A 13,765-nucleotide genomic window follows, 5' to 3' on the forward strand; every position below is an offset into this window, starting at 1 on the left:
CCGGCAGGCGCGGCAGGACAGGGCTTCCGATCTGCGCTGCGGCTCGCTCAGCGGGCGCGCGTCATCCGGCGGCGACAGCGCACGGGATCAGGTGGTAAAAAACTTCCGCCGGCATCGGCCGTCCGAACAGGAAACCCTGCCCCGAGCTGCAGCCGTGGGCGAGGAGGAACTCGTGCTGCGCCCGGGTTTCGACGCCCTCGGCAAGCAGCGACAGGCGCAGGCTGCGGGCCATCGCGATGATGGCCTGGACGATTGCGGTGTCGTCGCCGTCCGCAGGAATACCTTGAATGAATGAACGGTCGATTTTCAGCGTGTCGATCGGGAAGCGCTTGAGATAGGACAGCGACGAATAACCCGTGCCGAAATCGTCGATCGCCAGCGAGATGCCTTGGCGGCGCAGGCTGGCGAGGGTCGCAGCGCTGCCGTCCGCGTCGGCCATCGCGACGCTCTCGGTGATCTCCAGTTCGAGCTGCGCGGCGCTCGCGCCGGTTTCGGCGAGGATGGTGCACACCTGCTCGACCAGGTCGCGCCGACGGAACTGGAGTCCCGACAGATTCACCGCGACTTTCAGGTCCGGCCGCCCGGCTTCGCGCCAGCGCCTGCTCTGCCGGCACGCGGCGTGCAGCACCTGCTCGCCAAGCGGCACGATCAGGCCGGTATCCTCCGCGACGGCGATGAATTCGCCCGGCAGCAGCAGGCCGCGTTGCGGATGACGCCAGCGCACCAGCGCTTCGGCGCCGGTCAGCGCGCCCGTCGCGAGGTGCACCTGCGGCTGGTAATGGACTTCCAGTTCGCCGTTGGCGAGCGCGTGGCGCAGCTCGCTTTCGATCGTCAACCGACGCCGGGCATGGTGGTCCATTTCCGGTCCGTAGAAGCAGTAGTTGTTACGGCCGCGCTCCTTCGCGCGGTACATCGCGATGTCCGCATTCTTGAGCAGGGTCTCCGGGTCGCGCCCGTCGCGCGGCGCCAGCGCGACGCCGATGCTCGCCGACAGCGGCAGTTCGACGGTGCCGATGCGCACGCTTTCGGACAGCCGGTCACGCAGCTTCCCGGCGAGGCGCGCCGCGTCCTCGACGCTCGCAAGGTCTTCGAGGAGCACCACGAACTCGTCGCCCCCGAGCCGCGCGACCGTGTCGCCGGCGCGCAGGCACGCCGACACACGGCTCGCGACTTCGCGGATCAGGCTGTCGCCGACGGCATGGCCATAGCTGTCGTTCACCAACTTGAAGCGGTCGAGGTCGAGGAACATCACCGCCGTCAGCCGTCCCCGGCTACGCGTGATCGCGTGGCTGATGCGGTCGTTGAGCAGGTTGCGGTTGGGCAGCCCGGTGAGGGCGTCGTGGCTCGCCTGATGAATCAGGCGTTTTTCGGCGCGGGTGCGGGCGGTGACGTCGTTCAGCACCCCGATGAAATGCGTGAGGTCGCCCGATTCGTTCTCGACCGGCGCGAGAAACAGCTCGACCGATTGCTGCGCGCCGTTCTCCCGTTCGAGGCTCAGCACCGTGTAGCCTTCGGTGCCGCGGCTGATCGCCTGGCAGATGTCGGTGTACCCATTGCACACTTCACCGGGCACGCCGTCGCGGCAGATGCAGGCCCTGCCCAAGGCGCTGCCGGGAGCGAAGCCGAGGATGCGCTCGAATGCCGGGTTAACGTAGATCAGCGGGTAGTCGGCGCAGCTGGCGTCGGCGATGAACACGCCGTTGACGCTGGACTCGATCGCGCGGTCGCGCAGCGCGATGCTGCGCTTGTCGGCATGGATATAGGTGTCGAGCGTCAGGCACAGGTCGAACACGACGACCTTGAGCAGCGAATCGCAGGCGGCGAGAAACCGGTCGCGCTCGCCGCCCGCCTGGTCCCACAGTGCCGGCAGCATGTCGGCGAGGTATTTGCGGAAAGCCCCGACGTACCATTTCGGTTCGAGGCCGATCTGCGCGTGCACGAGCCCGACCTTGAGGCGCCGCTGAACGTAGTCGAAGCCGTATTCGCCTTCGGTCAGCTCGGCGAAATAGCGGTCGTGCGCGGCCTTGAGCCGGCTCACCGCGTCCTCGTCGTGGAGCAGCGCGGAGAGCGGCGCATAACTGCGCAGGTAGTCGTAGAACGCGTCGGCAAATCCGCTTCGCGCTTCGGCGACGCCTGCGTCCATCGCGCGCAGGCGCACGACGTCCGCTTCGCCGAAATCGAGGAAACGCTTGCGCTCGGCGATCTCGGCGGCGTCCAGCCCCAGCTCGCGGGCGGTATTCTCCATCATCCGTGCGCGGCCGCTTCGGTCGCCGCGAGGCGCGCCTGCAGGCGGGCGTTCTCTTCGGCGAGTGCTGCCCGCCGGGGTTCGGCCGGATGGGAGGCCTTCTTGTAGGTCGCAAAAAACATGGGTTCTTCCGCGGTCGAAAAGGGATGACGCAGTAGGCGGGGTGAGGCAAGAGGCGAGCAGTCTAGTCAGCTATTTCGGGAGTGTCTTGACCACGCGCAATAATCGTCGGGCGCCGCGTGACGGAACGCACGACGGCGGAATTTGCGTCCCCCTGGCCGGGGCGCGCGAGCATCGCGAGCGCGGAAGCGATGCGACAAGTCGCCTGCAGCGCGGTCAAACGGCGTGCGCGCCTGCGTCGGGCAGCGCCGGACTGGAGCGAGGAATGCGGAAACTTTCCGAATACGTCGAGATGGCGGCCACCGAATACCTGCACGAGACGGGCAGGGTCGAACTCGATCCGCGCTGGATCGCCGAGTTCTTCCAGGACCAGGGCGTGCTCGACGACTATCCGCTGCTCGACCTCGTCGCGTTCCATGGGCTCGTGCAGAAAGCGCTCGACGTCAAGTCGGAGCGCGCGAACAAGCAGGCGCAGCGGCACATCGAGAAAGTCATGGATGTCGTCAGGCGCCGGCGGCGCAAGTGACGGCTGCGCTCGCGCGAACCCGGGCGGCGAAATGCGCTCGTAGACGACTGGAGGAAGCACGATAGACTGGCTGGAAAGCGACGCGAACCGGGTTCATGTCGCGCCAGAAGGAGATGATCGAGGGTGAGCCAATCCGGAATATTCGGACTTTTTTCTGTTTTTCTGAGTGCCCCCACGAAACGACTTTGCCGTTTCCTCCCCTCGCGGGGGGCAGGAAACGTTGGGGCGGCCCGGCGTTTTCTTGAGAACCGCGTGGCAGGATGCGGGCGCGTGGTGGTTTTCTGCGTCGCAGTGCTGGGCGCGGGCGCAGCCGCGGCCGAGCCGCTGTGGTTCGACGGCGGACGACCGAATGCGCAGGCGTGGCAGGCCGTCGAGATCCTCGCGGCGGCTGCCGAAGACGGGCTCGACGCGCGCGATTACGATGCTGAAGGGCTGCAGCGCGCGGTTGCCGATGCGGCCGATGGGTGGGCGTGGGCAGACGAGGACGTCGCGCAGCTCGATATCGCGCTGACGGCGGCGATGCAGCGGTACCTGACGGACTTGCGTTTCGGTCGCGTCGACCCGCGCCAGGTTCATGCGAATTTCGTCGCGACGGCCGGGGACGGTTTCGATCCCCTCGTCTACCTGTACGCAGCCGTGATCGAGCGCCGCCTGCCGGATGCGGTGCGTGCTGCCGCGCCGGTGCTGCCGCTTTACGCGAACGTGCGCGAAGCGCTGCGGCGCTACCGCAACCTGGCGCGCGATCCGTCCGGGATCGCGCCGTGGCTCGCCGCGCTGCCGCGTCCGCTGCAGCGCAAGCTGGAGCCGGGGCAAGCGTATGCGGGAATGGCGGTTCTCGTGCAGCGCCTGGTCGCGCTCGGTGACCTGCCGCCCGCCACGCCGGTGCCGCTGTACTACGAGGGCGCGGTCGTCGAAGGCGTCAAGGCTTTCCAGCGGCGCCACGGACTTGCCGAGGACGGTGTCGTCGGCAAGGCGACGCTCGAACAGCTCGACGTGTCGCCGGCTGCCCGGGTGCGGCAGATCGAGCTGACGCTGGAGCGCCTGCGCTGGACGCCGCTGCTGCAGGGGCCGCGCATGATCGTCGTCAATGTCCCGGAATTCGTGCTGCGGGCCTACGAGGCGCGCGATGGGCGAGTCGAAGTCAAGGCGGCCATGAAAGTCATCGTCGGCAGCGCACTCGACACGCGCACGCCGATTTTCGACGAGGACATGCGCTTCATCGAGTTCAGTCCCTACTGGAACGTCCCGCCTTCGATCGCACGGGCGGAGACGATTCCCAGGCTGCGCCAGGACGCGGCCTATCTCGATCAGCAGGGCTTCGAATTCGTCGCCGGCGACGGGCAGGTGATCACGACGTTCGCACCGGAATACCTGGACGCAGTGCTGCGCGGCGAGATGCGCATCCGCCAGCGGCCCGGACCGGCGAACGCGCTCGGTGACATCAAGTTCATTTTCCCGAACAACAACAACATCTTCCTGCACCACACTTCGACACCCCGCCTTTTCGGCAAGGATCGGCGCGATTTCAGCCACGGCTGCGTGCGCGTCGAGGAACCGGTGGCGCTGGCGAGATTCGTGCTGCAGGATGACCCGGACTGGAGCGAAGAGCGCATCCGCACGGCGATGACCCAAGGCGTGTCGAAGACGCTGCGGCTGCGCGAACCTTTGCCGGTGGTGATTGCCTACAGCACGGTCCTGGTCAAAAGCGACGGTCTGGTCTATTTTTTCCGGGACATCTACGGCCACGACAAATTGCTCGATGCCGCGTTGCGGCAGCCCGCCCGCAGCGGCCCGTCGTCTCTTGCGCAGCAGTGAGGGTGCGACACCCGATCCTGACACTGACCCTGACCCTGGAACTTTGCAGATGAAGCAGACCGTGCATTCCCGACGCCATTTTCTCCGTCAAACCGCCAAGCTGGCCGTCGCCGGCGCGGCGCTGCCTTTCGCGCGGCCGGCGAGCGCTTCGGTGCGCGACGCGCGCAGCCTCGCGTTCGACCACACCCACACCGGCGAGCGCGTCTCCGTCGTGTATGCCGTCGGCGAGCGATACGTGCCGGAGGCGCTGACGAAGCTCAACCGTTTCATGCGCGATCATTATTCCGGCGAAGTCGGCCACATGGACCCCCAGCTCTTCGATCTCCTCTACCGGCTGAAGCTCACGCTGGGCTCGCGCGAGTCGTTCCAGGTGATTTCGGGCTACCGCTGCCCGACCACCAATTCGACGCTGCGCAACACGCGCGGCGGCGGCGTCGCCAAGCGCAGCCTGCACATGGACGGCAAAGCGATCGACGTGCGCATCGCCGACACGCCGCTTGCCGACCTGCGCGACGCGGCGCTGTCTCTCGGGATCGGCGGCGTCGGCTACTATCCGCACGACCAGTTCGTGCACCTCGACACGGGCCGCGTACGCAGCTGGTGAGCCTGCGGCGATGGTGCGGCGGCGCCTCGGCCGGGAACCCGGTGGAGATTAACCCGGCAGCCAAATACCGTTCGGGCTGAGCTTGTCGAAGCCTTGGCAGCGCCCTTCGACAAGCTCAGGGCGAACGGTTGTATTTGATTGCCGCCTTGATAAGGATCCGCGACGATATTTCGGCGAAGGCGGGCCGCGACAGCGAAATGCTGCGCTGCGGTGGTTATCATGCGCCACGTCCAACGAAAGCCCGCCCATGATCACGCTCAAGAACGTCACGCTGCGCCGCGGTGCCAAGGTGTTGCTCGACACCGCTTCGGTCACGCTCAATCCCGGTGAAAACGTCGGCCTCGTCGGCCGCAACGGCGCCGGCAAATCCAGTCTGTTCGGCCTGCTCACCGGCGTGCTGCACGAGGACGCCGGCGATTATTCGATCCCGTCGCAGTGGCGCATGGCACAGGTCGCGCAGGACATGCCGGAAACCGCGCAGAGCGCGACCGACTTCGTCATCGACGGCGACACGGTCCTGCTGGCCGCCCGCGCCGAGGTGCACGCCGCCGAGGCCAGCGACGACGGCATGCGCATGGCGCACGCCTACATGGCGCTCCATGACGCCGGCGCGCACGACGCCGAAGCGCGGGCGCAGGCGCTGATTCTCGGGCTGGGGTTTCGCAGCGCCGAGCTCGCGAACCCGGTCAACAGCTTTTCCGGAGGTTGGCGCATGCGCCTGCAGCTCGCGCGCGCGCTGATGTGCCCGTCCGATCTGCTGCTGCTCGACGAGCCGACGAACCACCTCGACCTGGACGCGCTGGTGTGGCTCGAAGCGTGGCTCAAGCGCTACGCCGGCACGCTGGTCGTGATCAGCCACGACCGGGAATTCCTCGATGCGGTGACGCAGGTCACGCTGCACATCGACAACGCCCGGCTGGTGCGCTACGGCGGCAACTACAGCGCTTTCGAGGACATGCGCGCCGAGCAGCTGGCATTGCAGCAGTCGGCACTGGCCCGGCAGCAGGACAGGATCGCTCACCTGCAGAAGTTCATCGACCGCTTCAAGGCCAAGGCGAGCAAGGCGAAGCAGGCGCAAAGCCGCGTCAAGGCGCTGGAGCGGATGGAGCGCATCGCGCCGGTCCTTGCCGATGCGGAGTTCAACTTCGAATTCCAGGAACCGGCCAACCTGCCGAACCCGATGCTGTCGATGCAGGACGCGAGCTTCGGCTATCCGCCGCCGCAGGATGCGGCTGCCGGAACCGCGCCTGCCGTCATCGTGCGCCACATCAACCGCTCGGTGCACGCCGGCCAGCGCATCGGCATCCTCGGCGCGAACGGCCAGGGCAAGTCGACGCTGGTCAAGACGGTCGCCCGCACGCTCGACGTCCTCGGCGGCGAGATCACCGAAGGCAAGGGCCTGAACATCGGCTATTTCGCGCAGCAGGAACTCGACGTGCTGCGCCCGCAGGACACGCCGCTCGAGCACATGATACGGCTGGCGAAGGAAACCCTCGCCAGCGGGCGCAGCGGCTGGATCGCCGCGCGCGAACAGGACTTGCGCAACTTCCTCGGTACGTTCAACTTCAGCGGGGACATGGTCAAGCAGGCGGTCGGCACGATGAGCGGCGGCGAAAAGGCGCGACTCGTGCTGTGCATGATCGTCTGGCAGCGCCCCAACCTGCTGCTGCTCGACGAGCCGACCAACCACCTCGACCTGGCGACGCGCGAAGCGCTCAGCGTCGCGCTCAACGAGTTCGAAGGCACGGTCATGCTGGTCAGCCACGACCGCGCGCTGCTGCGCGCAGTGTGCGACGAATTCTGGCTGGTCGCGCGCGGCGGCGTCGAGCCGTTCGACGGCGACCTGGACGACTACCAGCGCTACCTGCTCGACGAGGCACGACGATCGCGCGACACGTCGGCGAGCGCGCGGCAAAAACGGGCTGCGTAGGCCGGCACGATCCCCGCATCCGCTTTGCAACCACGACAGAGGCAAGCCATGTTGATGACCACGACTCCGACCATCGAAGGCAGGACGATCCGCAGCTATCACGGTGTCGTCGCCGGCGAGGCGATCATCGGCGCGAACGTCTTCAAGGACATGTTCGCCGCCGTGCGCGACATCGTCGGCGGGCGTTCGGGCTCGTACGAAAAAACCTTGCGCTCGGCCCGCGAAACCGCTTTCGCGGATCTTGCCGAAGCGGCCAGCCGGCTCGGCGCGAATGCCGTCGTCGGCGTCGATATCGACTACGAGGTGCTGGGCGAAAAGAACGGCATGCTGATGGTCGCGGTCAGCGGCACGGCCGTGACGCTCGTGTAGACGCTTCCCGCCGCCACGCTCGAGGCGCCTGCGCGGCGTTCCCGGCATCTGCGGCGGAAAAAGCGCGGCACCCGGTTGACGCGACCGGGGTCCGCGCGGCTATAATCCGCGCCCCTTTCGCGTTCCTGGCTCCGCCTCGGCGGCTCGCACTTTCAGGACGTACCGATGCCTTGGTGGTGAAATTGGTAGACACGCTATCTTGAGGGGGTAGTGTCGAAAGACGTGCGAGTTCGAGTCTCGCTCAAGGCACCAATTCTTCGATGTCCCAAGCCCCTAAGCGGTGCGGGTCGGTCCCCGGCAGCGCAGCGTGCGGCCTTCCCGCAACTCTGAGGCAGGTCTCCTGCTGCAACACATGCAGCGATGGGCCGTCAGTTCGGCGGCAGATACATCGGGTAAAGGATTTCTTCTTCGCGGCGAATCCGGGCGGCGAGCGCCTCGCCGATCGCGTCGAGGTCCGAGCCGAACTGCGCCGCCAGTTCCGGATGGCTCCCTATCTGCCGGTATCGGTCGAGAAAGCCAACGACGGCGCGGCCGATGTCGTCCATCTCGTGACGAAAACCATGCATCAAGTCGTGGCTGACCGCATCAGTCTTCAGGAAATGTTCCAGGTAGACGTACAGCCGGACGTTTTCCTTGAGCAGGTGATCCATCAGCCCGATGCGCAACCGGTCCAGTTGCGTCTGCGCGAGCGAAAGGTTCCCCGCGTTGCGTGCCGCGACGATTGCGGTAAAGATCCCGAGCAGCTGCTGGTGATCTTTCTTCAGCGTGGTGATCAGCTGCGGGTCGTGCCGGATCTGCGTGCCGGGAGCCATCGCGGCGGCGCTCGGCGCGGCAGTCCCGGGCGCGGTCGCGTCCGGAGTTTTCGCAGTCGAGGCGACTTCCTTTTTCGCGCCGAACAACCAGTCGAATAGAAACATGTCATCTCCCGTTTCGAATAACTGCCCGCACCGTAACGCAAGCACGGCTGTTTTCCTAGGGGCGGCGGATTTTCGGACACCCGCTGCCCGGCCGAAGCGTCGGCGGTGGCAAGGGCCTTTGCAGGCGCAAAAAAGAAAGCCCGAGCGCTTGCGAGCCCGGGCTGAAATCCACACCAAAGGAGGAGGGTGGAGGAGACAGGCGAAGAATAGCCGAGAGGATTGTGCGACGCAACATAAAATTTCTGTTGGCTCGATCAGGGGAATGTATGGCGATACGAGCGGCGGGCAGTGTAAGAAGGCGGCTCGAATGCTGCACCGCAACCTGGATGCGGCCGGCTCTCTTCGGGCACAACGGTTGCCTCGCTTCCTCTGCCGATGAAGAGGAGCGAGTCACCTGGGAGACGGCCATGACAAGTCAGGCGGAAAAATCATCGGGAGCGGGACGGGCGGTCGAGATTCCGGTCGCTGCGGTGCGACTGGCGGGTGAGCTGACGATTCCGGACGGCGCCGTGGGCATTGTCCTTTTCGCCCACGGCAGCGGGAGCAGCCGCCACAGCCCGCGCAACCACTTCGTCGCGCGCTTCCTCTGTGATGCCGGGATCGGCACGCTGTTGTTCGACCTCCTGAACCTCGACGAAGAGGCCGTGGACGCACGGACGGCCGAACTGCGCTTCGACATCGGGCTGCTCGCCAGCCGTCTCGGGGAAGCGACGCGCTGGCTGCGGCGACAGGCCGACGCGGGCGATCTTCCGTTCGGCTATTTCGGCGCGAGCACCGGGGGCGCTGCGGCGCTGGTCGCGGCGGCGGTGCTCGGCGACGAAGTGAAAGCAGTGGTGTCGCGCGGCGGCCGGCCGGATCTCGCGGGCGACGCGCTCGCAGCGGTGCGCGCCGCGACGCTGCTCCTCGTAGGGGGATGGGACGAGCCGGTCATCCGCATGAACCAGGAAGCGTACGCCAAGCTCTTCTGCACGAAGGCGCTGACGATCGTCCCCGGCGCAACCCACCTTTTCGAGGAGCCCGGCACGCTCGAGGCGGTCGCGCAGCACGCGGCGACGTGGTTTCGGCGGCATTTGTCGCGACAGGCGTGAAAGGACGCACGCAGAAGGCGGGCGTTCGGACCGGCGAAGGCCAAGTTCCGGTCCTGCGATTCCCCCTCCGCCCCGACGCTGCCCACCCCGAAAAGGCCGCGAAACTCCCTGGATGCGATCGGCGCCATTATCTTGGCAAGCTGATGACCGTGCCTTCGCTTCTTTGGTCCGCGCCGCCGTATCGCCTGCCATTCTGTACGTCGACGACGACCGCCTGTACGGACCCGATCGATTCATTACAGAAAGGGACGCCCGCCCCGTCGGGCAGGTCATGACCGAGCTCGACGAGCTGCCGCAACGAATCCGGCGGCAATCCGGCCTCGCAGCGCACCGCTCCGGCTGCGGACGTGACGGACAGCCGGGACGCGTCGATCGCCTGCTGGATGTCCATGCGGTGATCGACAAGGTTCAGCGTGATGTTCAGCACCGTGTTGATGATCGTCGGACCTCCTGACGCGCCGTAGGCAACGAGTGGCTTGCCGTCCTTGAAGAGAATCGTCGGCGCCATCGACGACAGCGGCCGCTTGAACGGTCCCGCGTCGTTCGCGCCCGGATGGCCGATCGAGGCGCTGAATTGCGGCGTGAAGTTGAAGTCGGTCAACTGGTTGTTGAGCAGAAAACCGTAGCCCGGAACGAGGATGCCGGTTCCCCACGTGTACTCGGTCGTGCTCGTGTAGCTGACGAAGTTGCCGGCCGCGTCGAGGACCGAGAAGTGGGTCGTGTGCATGCCTTTCTCTTCCTCCACCGGCACCTGCGGCAGCCGGCTGGGAGAAGGGGCGGCCGGCGAATCGCACGCGCGGGGGTCACCGGGGAGCGGGGCGGCCATGCGTGAGCCGGAGTCGATGAAGGCGCGCCGCGTCGCGAGAAAGCATTCGGACAGCAGTCCTTTCACCGGCACCGGAACGAAGTCCGGATCGCCCATCCATACCGACCGGTCGGCAAAAGTCAGCCGCATCGCCTCGATCATCACATGCAACGCGTCGCGTCCGCCAAAGCGCCAGCCGTCGCCGCTGCCGATCGGGAACGGCTCGAGGAGCTCGAGCATCATGAGCAGCGCCAGGCCGCCGGACGAGGGCGGGGGCATCGACTTGATCGTGTACCCGCGGTAGTCGCCTTCGACCGGCTGCCGCACGGCGATGTCATAACCCGCGAGATCGCTGGCCGTCATGCGCCCTGCGCCGGCAGGGCCGATCTGCGAACGCAGCTGCACGTCGAGGATGGCGCGGGCGATGTCCCCCGTGTAGAACGGATCGATGCCGTCGCGGGCGATCAGGCGGAACGTCTGCGCCAGCGCCGGTTGGACGAGCAGATGTCCTTCGGGCAGCGGGCTGCCGTCCGGCAGGCGGAAAATCGCGCGCGTCTCCGGCTGCAGCGTCGTGCGCACGTTGTACGTGTCGGCCGCGAGGAACCGGTTGATGCGGAAACCCTCTTCCGCGAGCCGGATCGCCGGCGCGAGCGTGGCGGCGAGCGGCATGCTCCCCCACTGGCGCAGTGCGTAATCGATCCCTTTCAACGTGCCGGGAACGCCGATCGAATGCCCGCTCGTGGACGCGGCCAGGAAAGTCTGTCCAAGGAACATGTCGGCGCTTGCCCCTGCAGGAGCTTTCTCGCGCGAGTCGACGATGAACGTGCGGTTCTCCGCGGCGAGATGCACCATCATGAAACCGCCACCGCCGATTCCGGAAAATTGCGGTTCGACGACATTCAGCGCGAACTGGATCGCGGCCGCCGCGTCGATCGCGTTGCCGCCCGCTTCGAGAATCTGCGCGCCGGCGGCGGCGGCGAGTGGATGCGACACGGAAACGACGCCGCGGGAACCGGCGTTTCCCGCCGACGAACCGACAGCCTGCGCGGCGTCGATTTGCGGCACGCCGATCGACGCCGCATACCCTGATCCGCCTTCCGCCGCGAGCGCCAGCAGGGGCAGCACCGCGATGGCGATGAACAGGGCGGCGCCGAGTCGGGCCAGGTACATCGCCAGGTTCATTCGCTGCATCGTTTCCTCCTCCGCCGGCTGCCGCGGCCAGTCCCGACTCGAAATGGACGCCGTTAAAGAGTAGCCCGTCAGTGGAGAAGCGGAAGCGGGCCTTGCGTTGTTGCGACGGTCGGAAGTGAAACGCGCGTGCCTGGAGTGGTAGCGATGAGCCGATCCAGGCATTGGGGGATATAGGGCCGCTTTTTTTCGACTGTGATTGCACAGACCGGACACCGCTCCTCGAACTGTTCGCCGTTACCTCACCGTTTGGCCTCCGACAGCGGTACTGTCACCGCCTTCAACCGCGATCGATGCGGCTTCAAATCCTCGTTTTTTCAATGCCTTGCCTGGATCTCCCGGTGCTTGCGGCGACGCCCTGGCCCGCTTTGTGCAATAGGAGTGGCGAGCGCAGCATCGGGCTCACAACCTACCGAAACGCGACGCACTTTTCAGGAGAACCGCCATGGCCCACCTCACTATCCACGATTTGCCCGTCACCGAGACCCTCGACGCCAAGGCCATGAGCGGCGTGCGCGGCGGCATATGGGACTATTCCAACCGACTCGGCACGCTCGGTCAGATGTTGGAGGATCAACAGGATCGCAACTACGGCGATCCGTTCGGTCCGAAGACCCTGGACGAGGCGGCCAACCAGGCGCTTGAAGGCTGGGTCTCGGTTCCTTGATCTGACAGGGGAGGTGGGGCTGGTAAAGCCGACGCAGGTTCATCAAGACCGCCCGCTTCGGGCCGCGCCTGTGCTTCCTCCTCGTCGAGGCGTTTCGGGATGAGGGCGGCCCGTCCAAGCTCGGGGGGCGATGCAGTTTGTAAGCCTTTCTCCACCATGAAGAATCGCGCCTGCAGGGACGGCCGTGGCGGCCGCTTCCCTTGCCCTTCGGGGCTCGCGGCGAGAAAACCCCGGGCACGGCGCTTGAACGCGCGCTCCGCAGACCGAGCCGGGCCGCGGCTCGGGATCTGCAAATTCCGCCTTTGAGGAAACGCGATGAACGAAGCCGATGAAAGGATGACAGGGACGGTGCTGCTGGTGCAGGAACACCGTTTCCGGCTTTTGCGTCCGGACGGCGAGCATTGCTGTGCGAACTCGGTCTTGCCGTACCCGCCGGACCTGCCGACTTGCAGCGCATCGTCGCGGAAAATGCAACCGTCGAATCGGTGCTCGAGGCTTCACCCAGCACGCGAGCGCAGCGTTCGCGGCAGCGGGCGAGCTCGTCCGCAGCCTGTTGTGGCGCGGCGCGCTTCTGCTGGGCGGGCAGGCGTCCGCCGAAACGGCCGCCGACGCACTGTTGTTTGCGAGCGTCGCCAAGCACTGACTCGCCGCGATGGGCGTGCGGCTCCTTGTGATTGGAGGTTTCCATGACGTCGAAGCCTTGCGCTGCATTTTGCCCGACCCGCGGAGTTGGTGCGCTTGGTCGGCTCGGGGGATTGAGCGTGTTCGCGCTATGTGTGCTCGTTGGGTCCGCTCACGCGGCGGGCGAAGGCGAGCGGGCGAAACCGGCCGTGAGGCTCGACGCAGGCGCCGAAGTGGCGAAGAGCAAGGCCGAGACGCTGGAGGAGAAGGCGTCGAGCGACGGCGCAGGCGTGCGGCCCGGGCCGCGCGAAGCGATCACGCCCGGCGAAGCGCAGGCGGTCGATCCGAAGGGCAAGGAAGCGATGGACGACCCCTTGACGTGCCTGGCGAGAAGCATCTACTGGGAAACCAAGGGTGAAGACGTGGCGGCGATGCAGGCCGTGGCCAACGTGGTGATGAATCGGCTCGGACAGCATGAATTTCCCGACACGGTTTGCGGCGTCGTCAAACAGGGTCAGGAAAGCGGCGCGTGCCAGTTCTCGTGGTGGTGTGACGGCCGCCCCGACGACGTGGCGGAACCGAAGCCCTACGCCGTGGCCAAGGAGGTCGCCCGCAAGGCGCTGAACGGTCAGCTCCTCGACCGCACCCACGGCGCGACCTACTTCCATCACAAGCGCGTGACGCCTCGCTGGTCGACGATTTACACGAGGACGGCGACTATCGGCGCGCATCACTTCTACAAGCCGCCTGAGGCGGTCGACAAGCCGCGGCGCCGAAGTGCCCTGCTGGGCGGCTCAAATTAGCGGTCCGACAGGCGTATTTCCGAGAACGCGCGTTTTGGACCATGAAGGCGCTAAAGCAGGAAAGCTC

Annotated in this window: 12 protein-coding genes and 1 tRNA gene; 9 read left to right on the forward strand and 4 right to left on the reverse strand. The window is 66.3% G+C overall.

Annotated features, from left to right (window positions below; all coding sequences use genetic code 11):
• Positions 1-61 precede the first annotated feature (61 nt).
• The gene (locus GO608_RS03365; protein ID WP_247002818.1) at positions 62-2,248 is read right to left on the reverse strand and encodes a putative bifunctional diguanylate cyclase/phosphodiesterase; all 2,187 of its coding nucleotides are present in this window, start codon (positions 2,246-2,248) and stop codon (positions 62-64) included.
• Positions 2,245-2,367, reverse strand: a complete 123-nt coding sequence (locus GO608_RS19490) for a hypothetical protein (RefSeq protein ID WP_281505702.1) — start codon at positions 2,365-2,367, stop codon at positions 2,245-2,247. The genes GO608_RS03365 and GO608_RS19490 overlap by 4 nt, the downstream gene beginning before the upstream one ends.
• Positions 2,368-2,630: 263 nt before the next feature.
• On the opposite strand from GO608_RS19490, the gene GO608_RS03370 reads away from it, so the two are divergent.
• The 6 genes from GO608_RS03370 to GO608_RS03395 all read left to right on the forward strand — a co-directional run bounded on the left by GO608_RS03370 (position 2,631) and on the right by GO608_RS03395 (position 7,861).
• Positions 2,631-2,891 carry a hypothetical protein gene (locus GO608_RS03370; protein ID WP_169197860.1) on the forward strand — a complete coding sequence of 87 codons (261 nt, stop codon included), beginning with the start codon at positions 2,631-2,633 and terminating at the stop codon, positions 2,889-2,891.
• Between the two features lie 270 nt (positions 2,892-3,161).
• A complete protein-coding gene (locus GO608_RS03375) occupies positions 3,162-4,706 on the forward strand; it encodes a L,D-transpeptidase family protein (RefSeq protein WP_169197861.1) in 1,545 nt (514 codons plus the stop codon).
• Positions 4,707-4,755: 49 nt separating this feature from the next.
• A complete protein-coding gene (gene mepK / locus GO608_RS03380; protein WP_169197862.1) occupies positions 4,756-5,310 on the forward strand; it encodes a peptidoglycan L,D-endopeptidase MepK in 555 nt (184 codons plus the stop codon).
• A gap of 247 nt (positions 5,311-5,557) precedes the next feature.
• Complete coding sequence (locus tag GO608_RS03385) at positions 5,558-7,240, forward strand: ABC-F family ATP-binding cassette domain-containing protein (protein WP_169197863.1); 1,683 nt, start codon at positions 5,558-5,560, stop codon at positions 7,238-7,240.
• Between the two features lie 48 nt (positions 7,241-7,288).
• Positions 7,289-7,609, forward strand: a complete 321-nt coding sequence (locus GO608_RS03390) for a heavy metal-binding domain-containing protein (protein WP_169197864.1) — start codon at positions 7,289-7,291, stop codon at positions 7,607-7,609.
• Between the two features lie 167 nt (positions 7,610-7,776).
• Positions 7,777-7,861, forward strand: a tRNA-Leu gene (locus tag GO608_RS03395).
• Between the two features lie 116 nt (positions 7,862-7,977).
• Here GO608_RS03395 and GO608_RS03400 read toward each other — a convergent pair.
• Positions 7,978-8,526 (reverse strand): hemerythrin domain-containing protein, encoded by a 549-nt coding sequence (locus tag GO608_RS03400; protein ID WP_169197865.1) that lies wholly within the window; start codon positions 8,524-8,526, stop codon positions 7,978-7,980.
• A 407-nt stretch (positions 8,527-8,933) separates the two neighbouring features.
• Here GO608_RS03400 and GO608_RS03405 point away from each other — a divergent pair, with 407 nt between their 5' ends.
• A complete protein-coding gene (locus GO608_RS03405) occupies positions 8,934-9,614 on the forward strand; it encodes a dienelactone hydrolase family protein (protein ID WP_169197866.1) in 681 nt (226 codons plus the stop codon).
• A 127-nt stretch (positions 9,615-9,741) separates the two neighbouring features.
• On the opposite strand, the gene ggt is transcribed toward GO608_RS03405, so the two are convergent.
• The gene (gene ggt / locus GO608_RS03410; RefSeq protein WP_169197867.1) at positions 9,742-11,610 is read right to left on the reverse strand and encodes a gamma-glutamyltransferase; all 1,869 of its coding nucleotides are present in this window, start codon (positions 11,608-11,610) and stop codon (positions 9,742-9,744) included.
• Positions 11,611-12,052: 442 nt separating this feature from the next.
• On the opposite strand from ggt, the gene GO608_RS03415 reads away from it, so the two are divergent.
• Both GO608_RS03415 and GO608_RS03420 read left to right on the forward strand, forming a co-directional pair.
• The gene (locus tag GO608_RS03415) at positions 12,053-12,274 is read left to right on the forward strand and encodes a hypothetical protein (RefSeq protein ID WP_169197868.1); all 222 of its coding nucleotides are present in this window, start codon (positions 12,053-12,055) and stop codon (positions 12,272-12,274) included.
• Between the two features lie 854 nt (positions 12,275-13,128).
• A complete protein-coding gene (locus GO608_RS03420; RefSeq protein ID WP_211159287.1) occupies positions 13,129-13,698 on the forward strand; it encodes a cell wall hydrolase in 570 nt (189 codons plus the stop codon).
• Positions 13,699-13,765: the final 67 nt, after the last annotated feature.

The organism is Aromatoleum buckelii, from assembly GCF_012910785.2.
Classification (GTDB): domain Bacteria; phylum Pseudomonadota; class Gammaproteobacteria; order Burkholderiales; family Rhodocyclaceae; genus Aromatoleum; species Aromatoleum buckelii.

What these genes read in the sequence shown, in the direction of transcription:
- GO608_RS19490 (WP_281505702.1), bottom strand. Translation starts at nt 2,367, where the DNA reads ATGTTTTTTGCGACCTACAAGAAGGCCTCCCATCCGGCCGAACCCCGG.
- GO608_RS03390 (WP_169197864.1), top strand. Translation starts at nt 7,289, where the DNA reads ATGTTGATGACCACGACTCCGACCATCGAAGGCAGGACGATCCGCAGC.
- GO608_RS03415 (WP_169197868.1), top strand. Translation starts at nt 12,053, where the DNA reads ATGGCCCACCTCACTATCCACGATTTGCCCGTCACCGAGACCCTCGAC.
- GO608_RS03385 (WP_169197863.1), top strand. Translation starts at nt 5,558, where the DNA reads ATGATCACGCTCAAGAACGTCACGCTGCGCCGCGGTGCCAAGGTGTTG.
- GO608_RS03370 (WP_169197860.1), top strand. Translation starts at nt 2,631, where the DNA reads ATGCGGAAACTTTCCGAATACGTCGAGATGGCGGCCACCGAATACCTG.
- GO608_RS03400 (WP_169197865.1), bottom strand. Translation starts at nt 8,526, where the DNA reads ATGTTTCTATTCGACTGGTTGTTCGGCGCGAAAAAGGAAGTCGCCTCG.
- mepK (WP_169197862.1), top strand. Translation starts at nt 4,756, where the DNA reads ATGAAGCAGACCGTGCATTCCCGACGCCATTTTCTCCGTCAAACCGCC.
- ggt (WP_169197867.1), bottom strand. Translation starts at nt 11,610, where the DNA reads ATGCAGCGAATGAACCTGGCGATGTACCTGGCCCGACTCGGCGCCGCC.
- GO608_RS03365 (WP_247002818.1), bottom strand. Translation starts at nt 2,248, where the DNA reads ATGATGGAGAATACCGCCCGCGAGCTGGGGCTGGACGCCGCCGAGATC.
- GO608_RS03405 (WP_169197866.1), top strand. Translation starts at nt 8,934, where the DNA reads ATGACAAGTCAGGCGGAAAAATCATCGGGAGCGGGACGGGCGGTCGAG.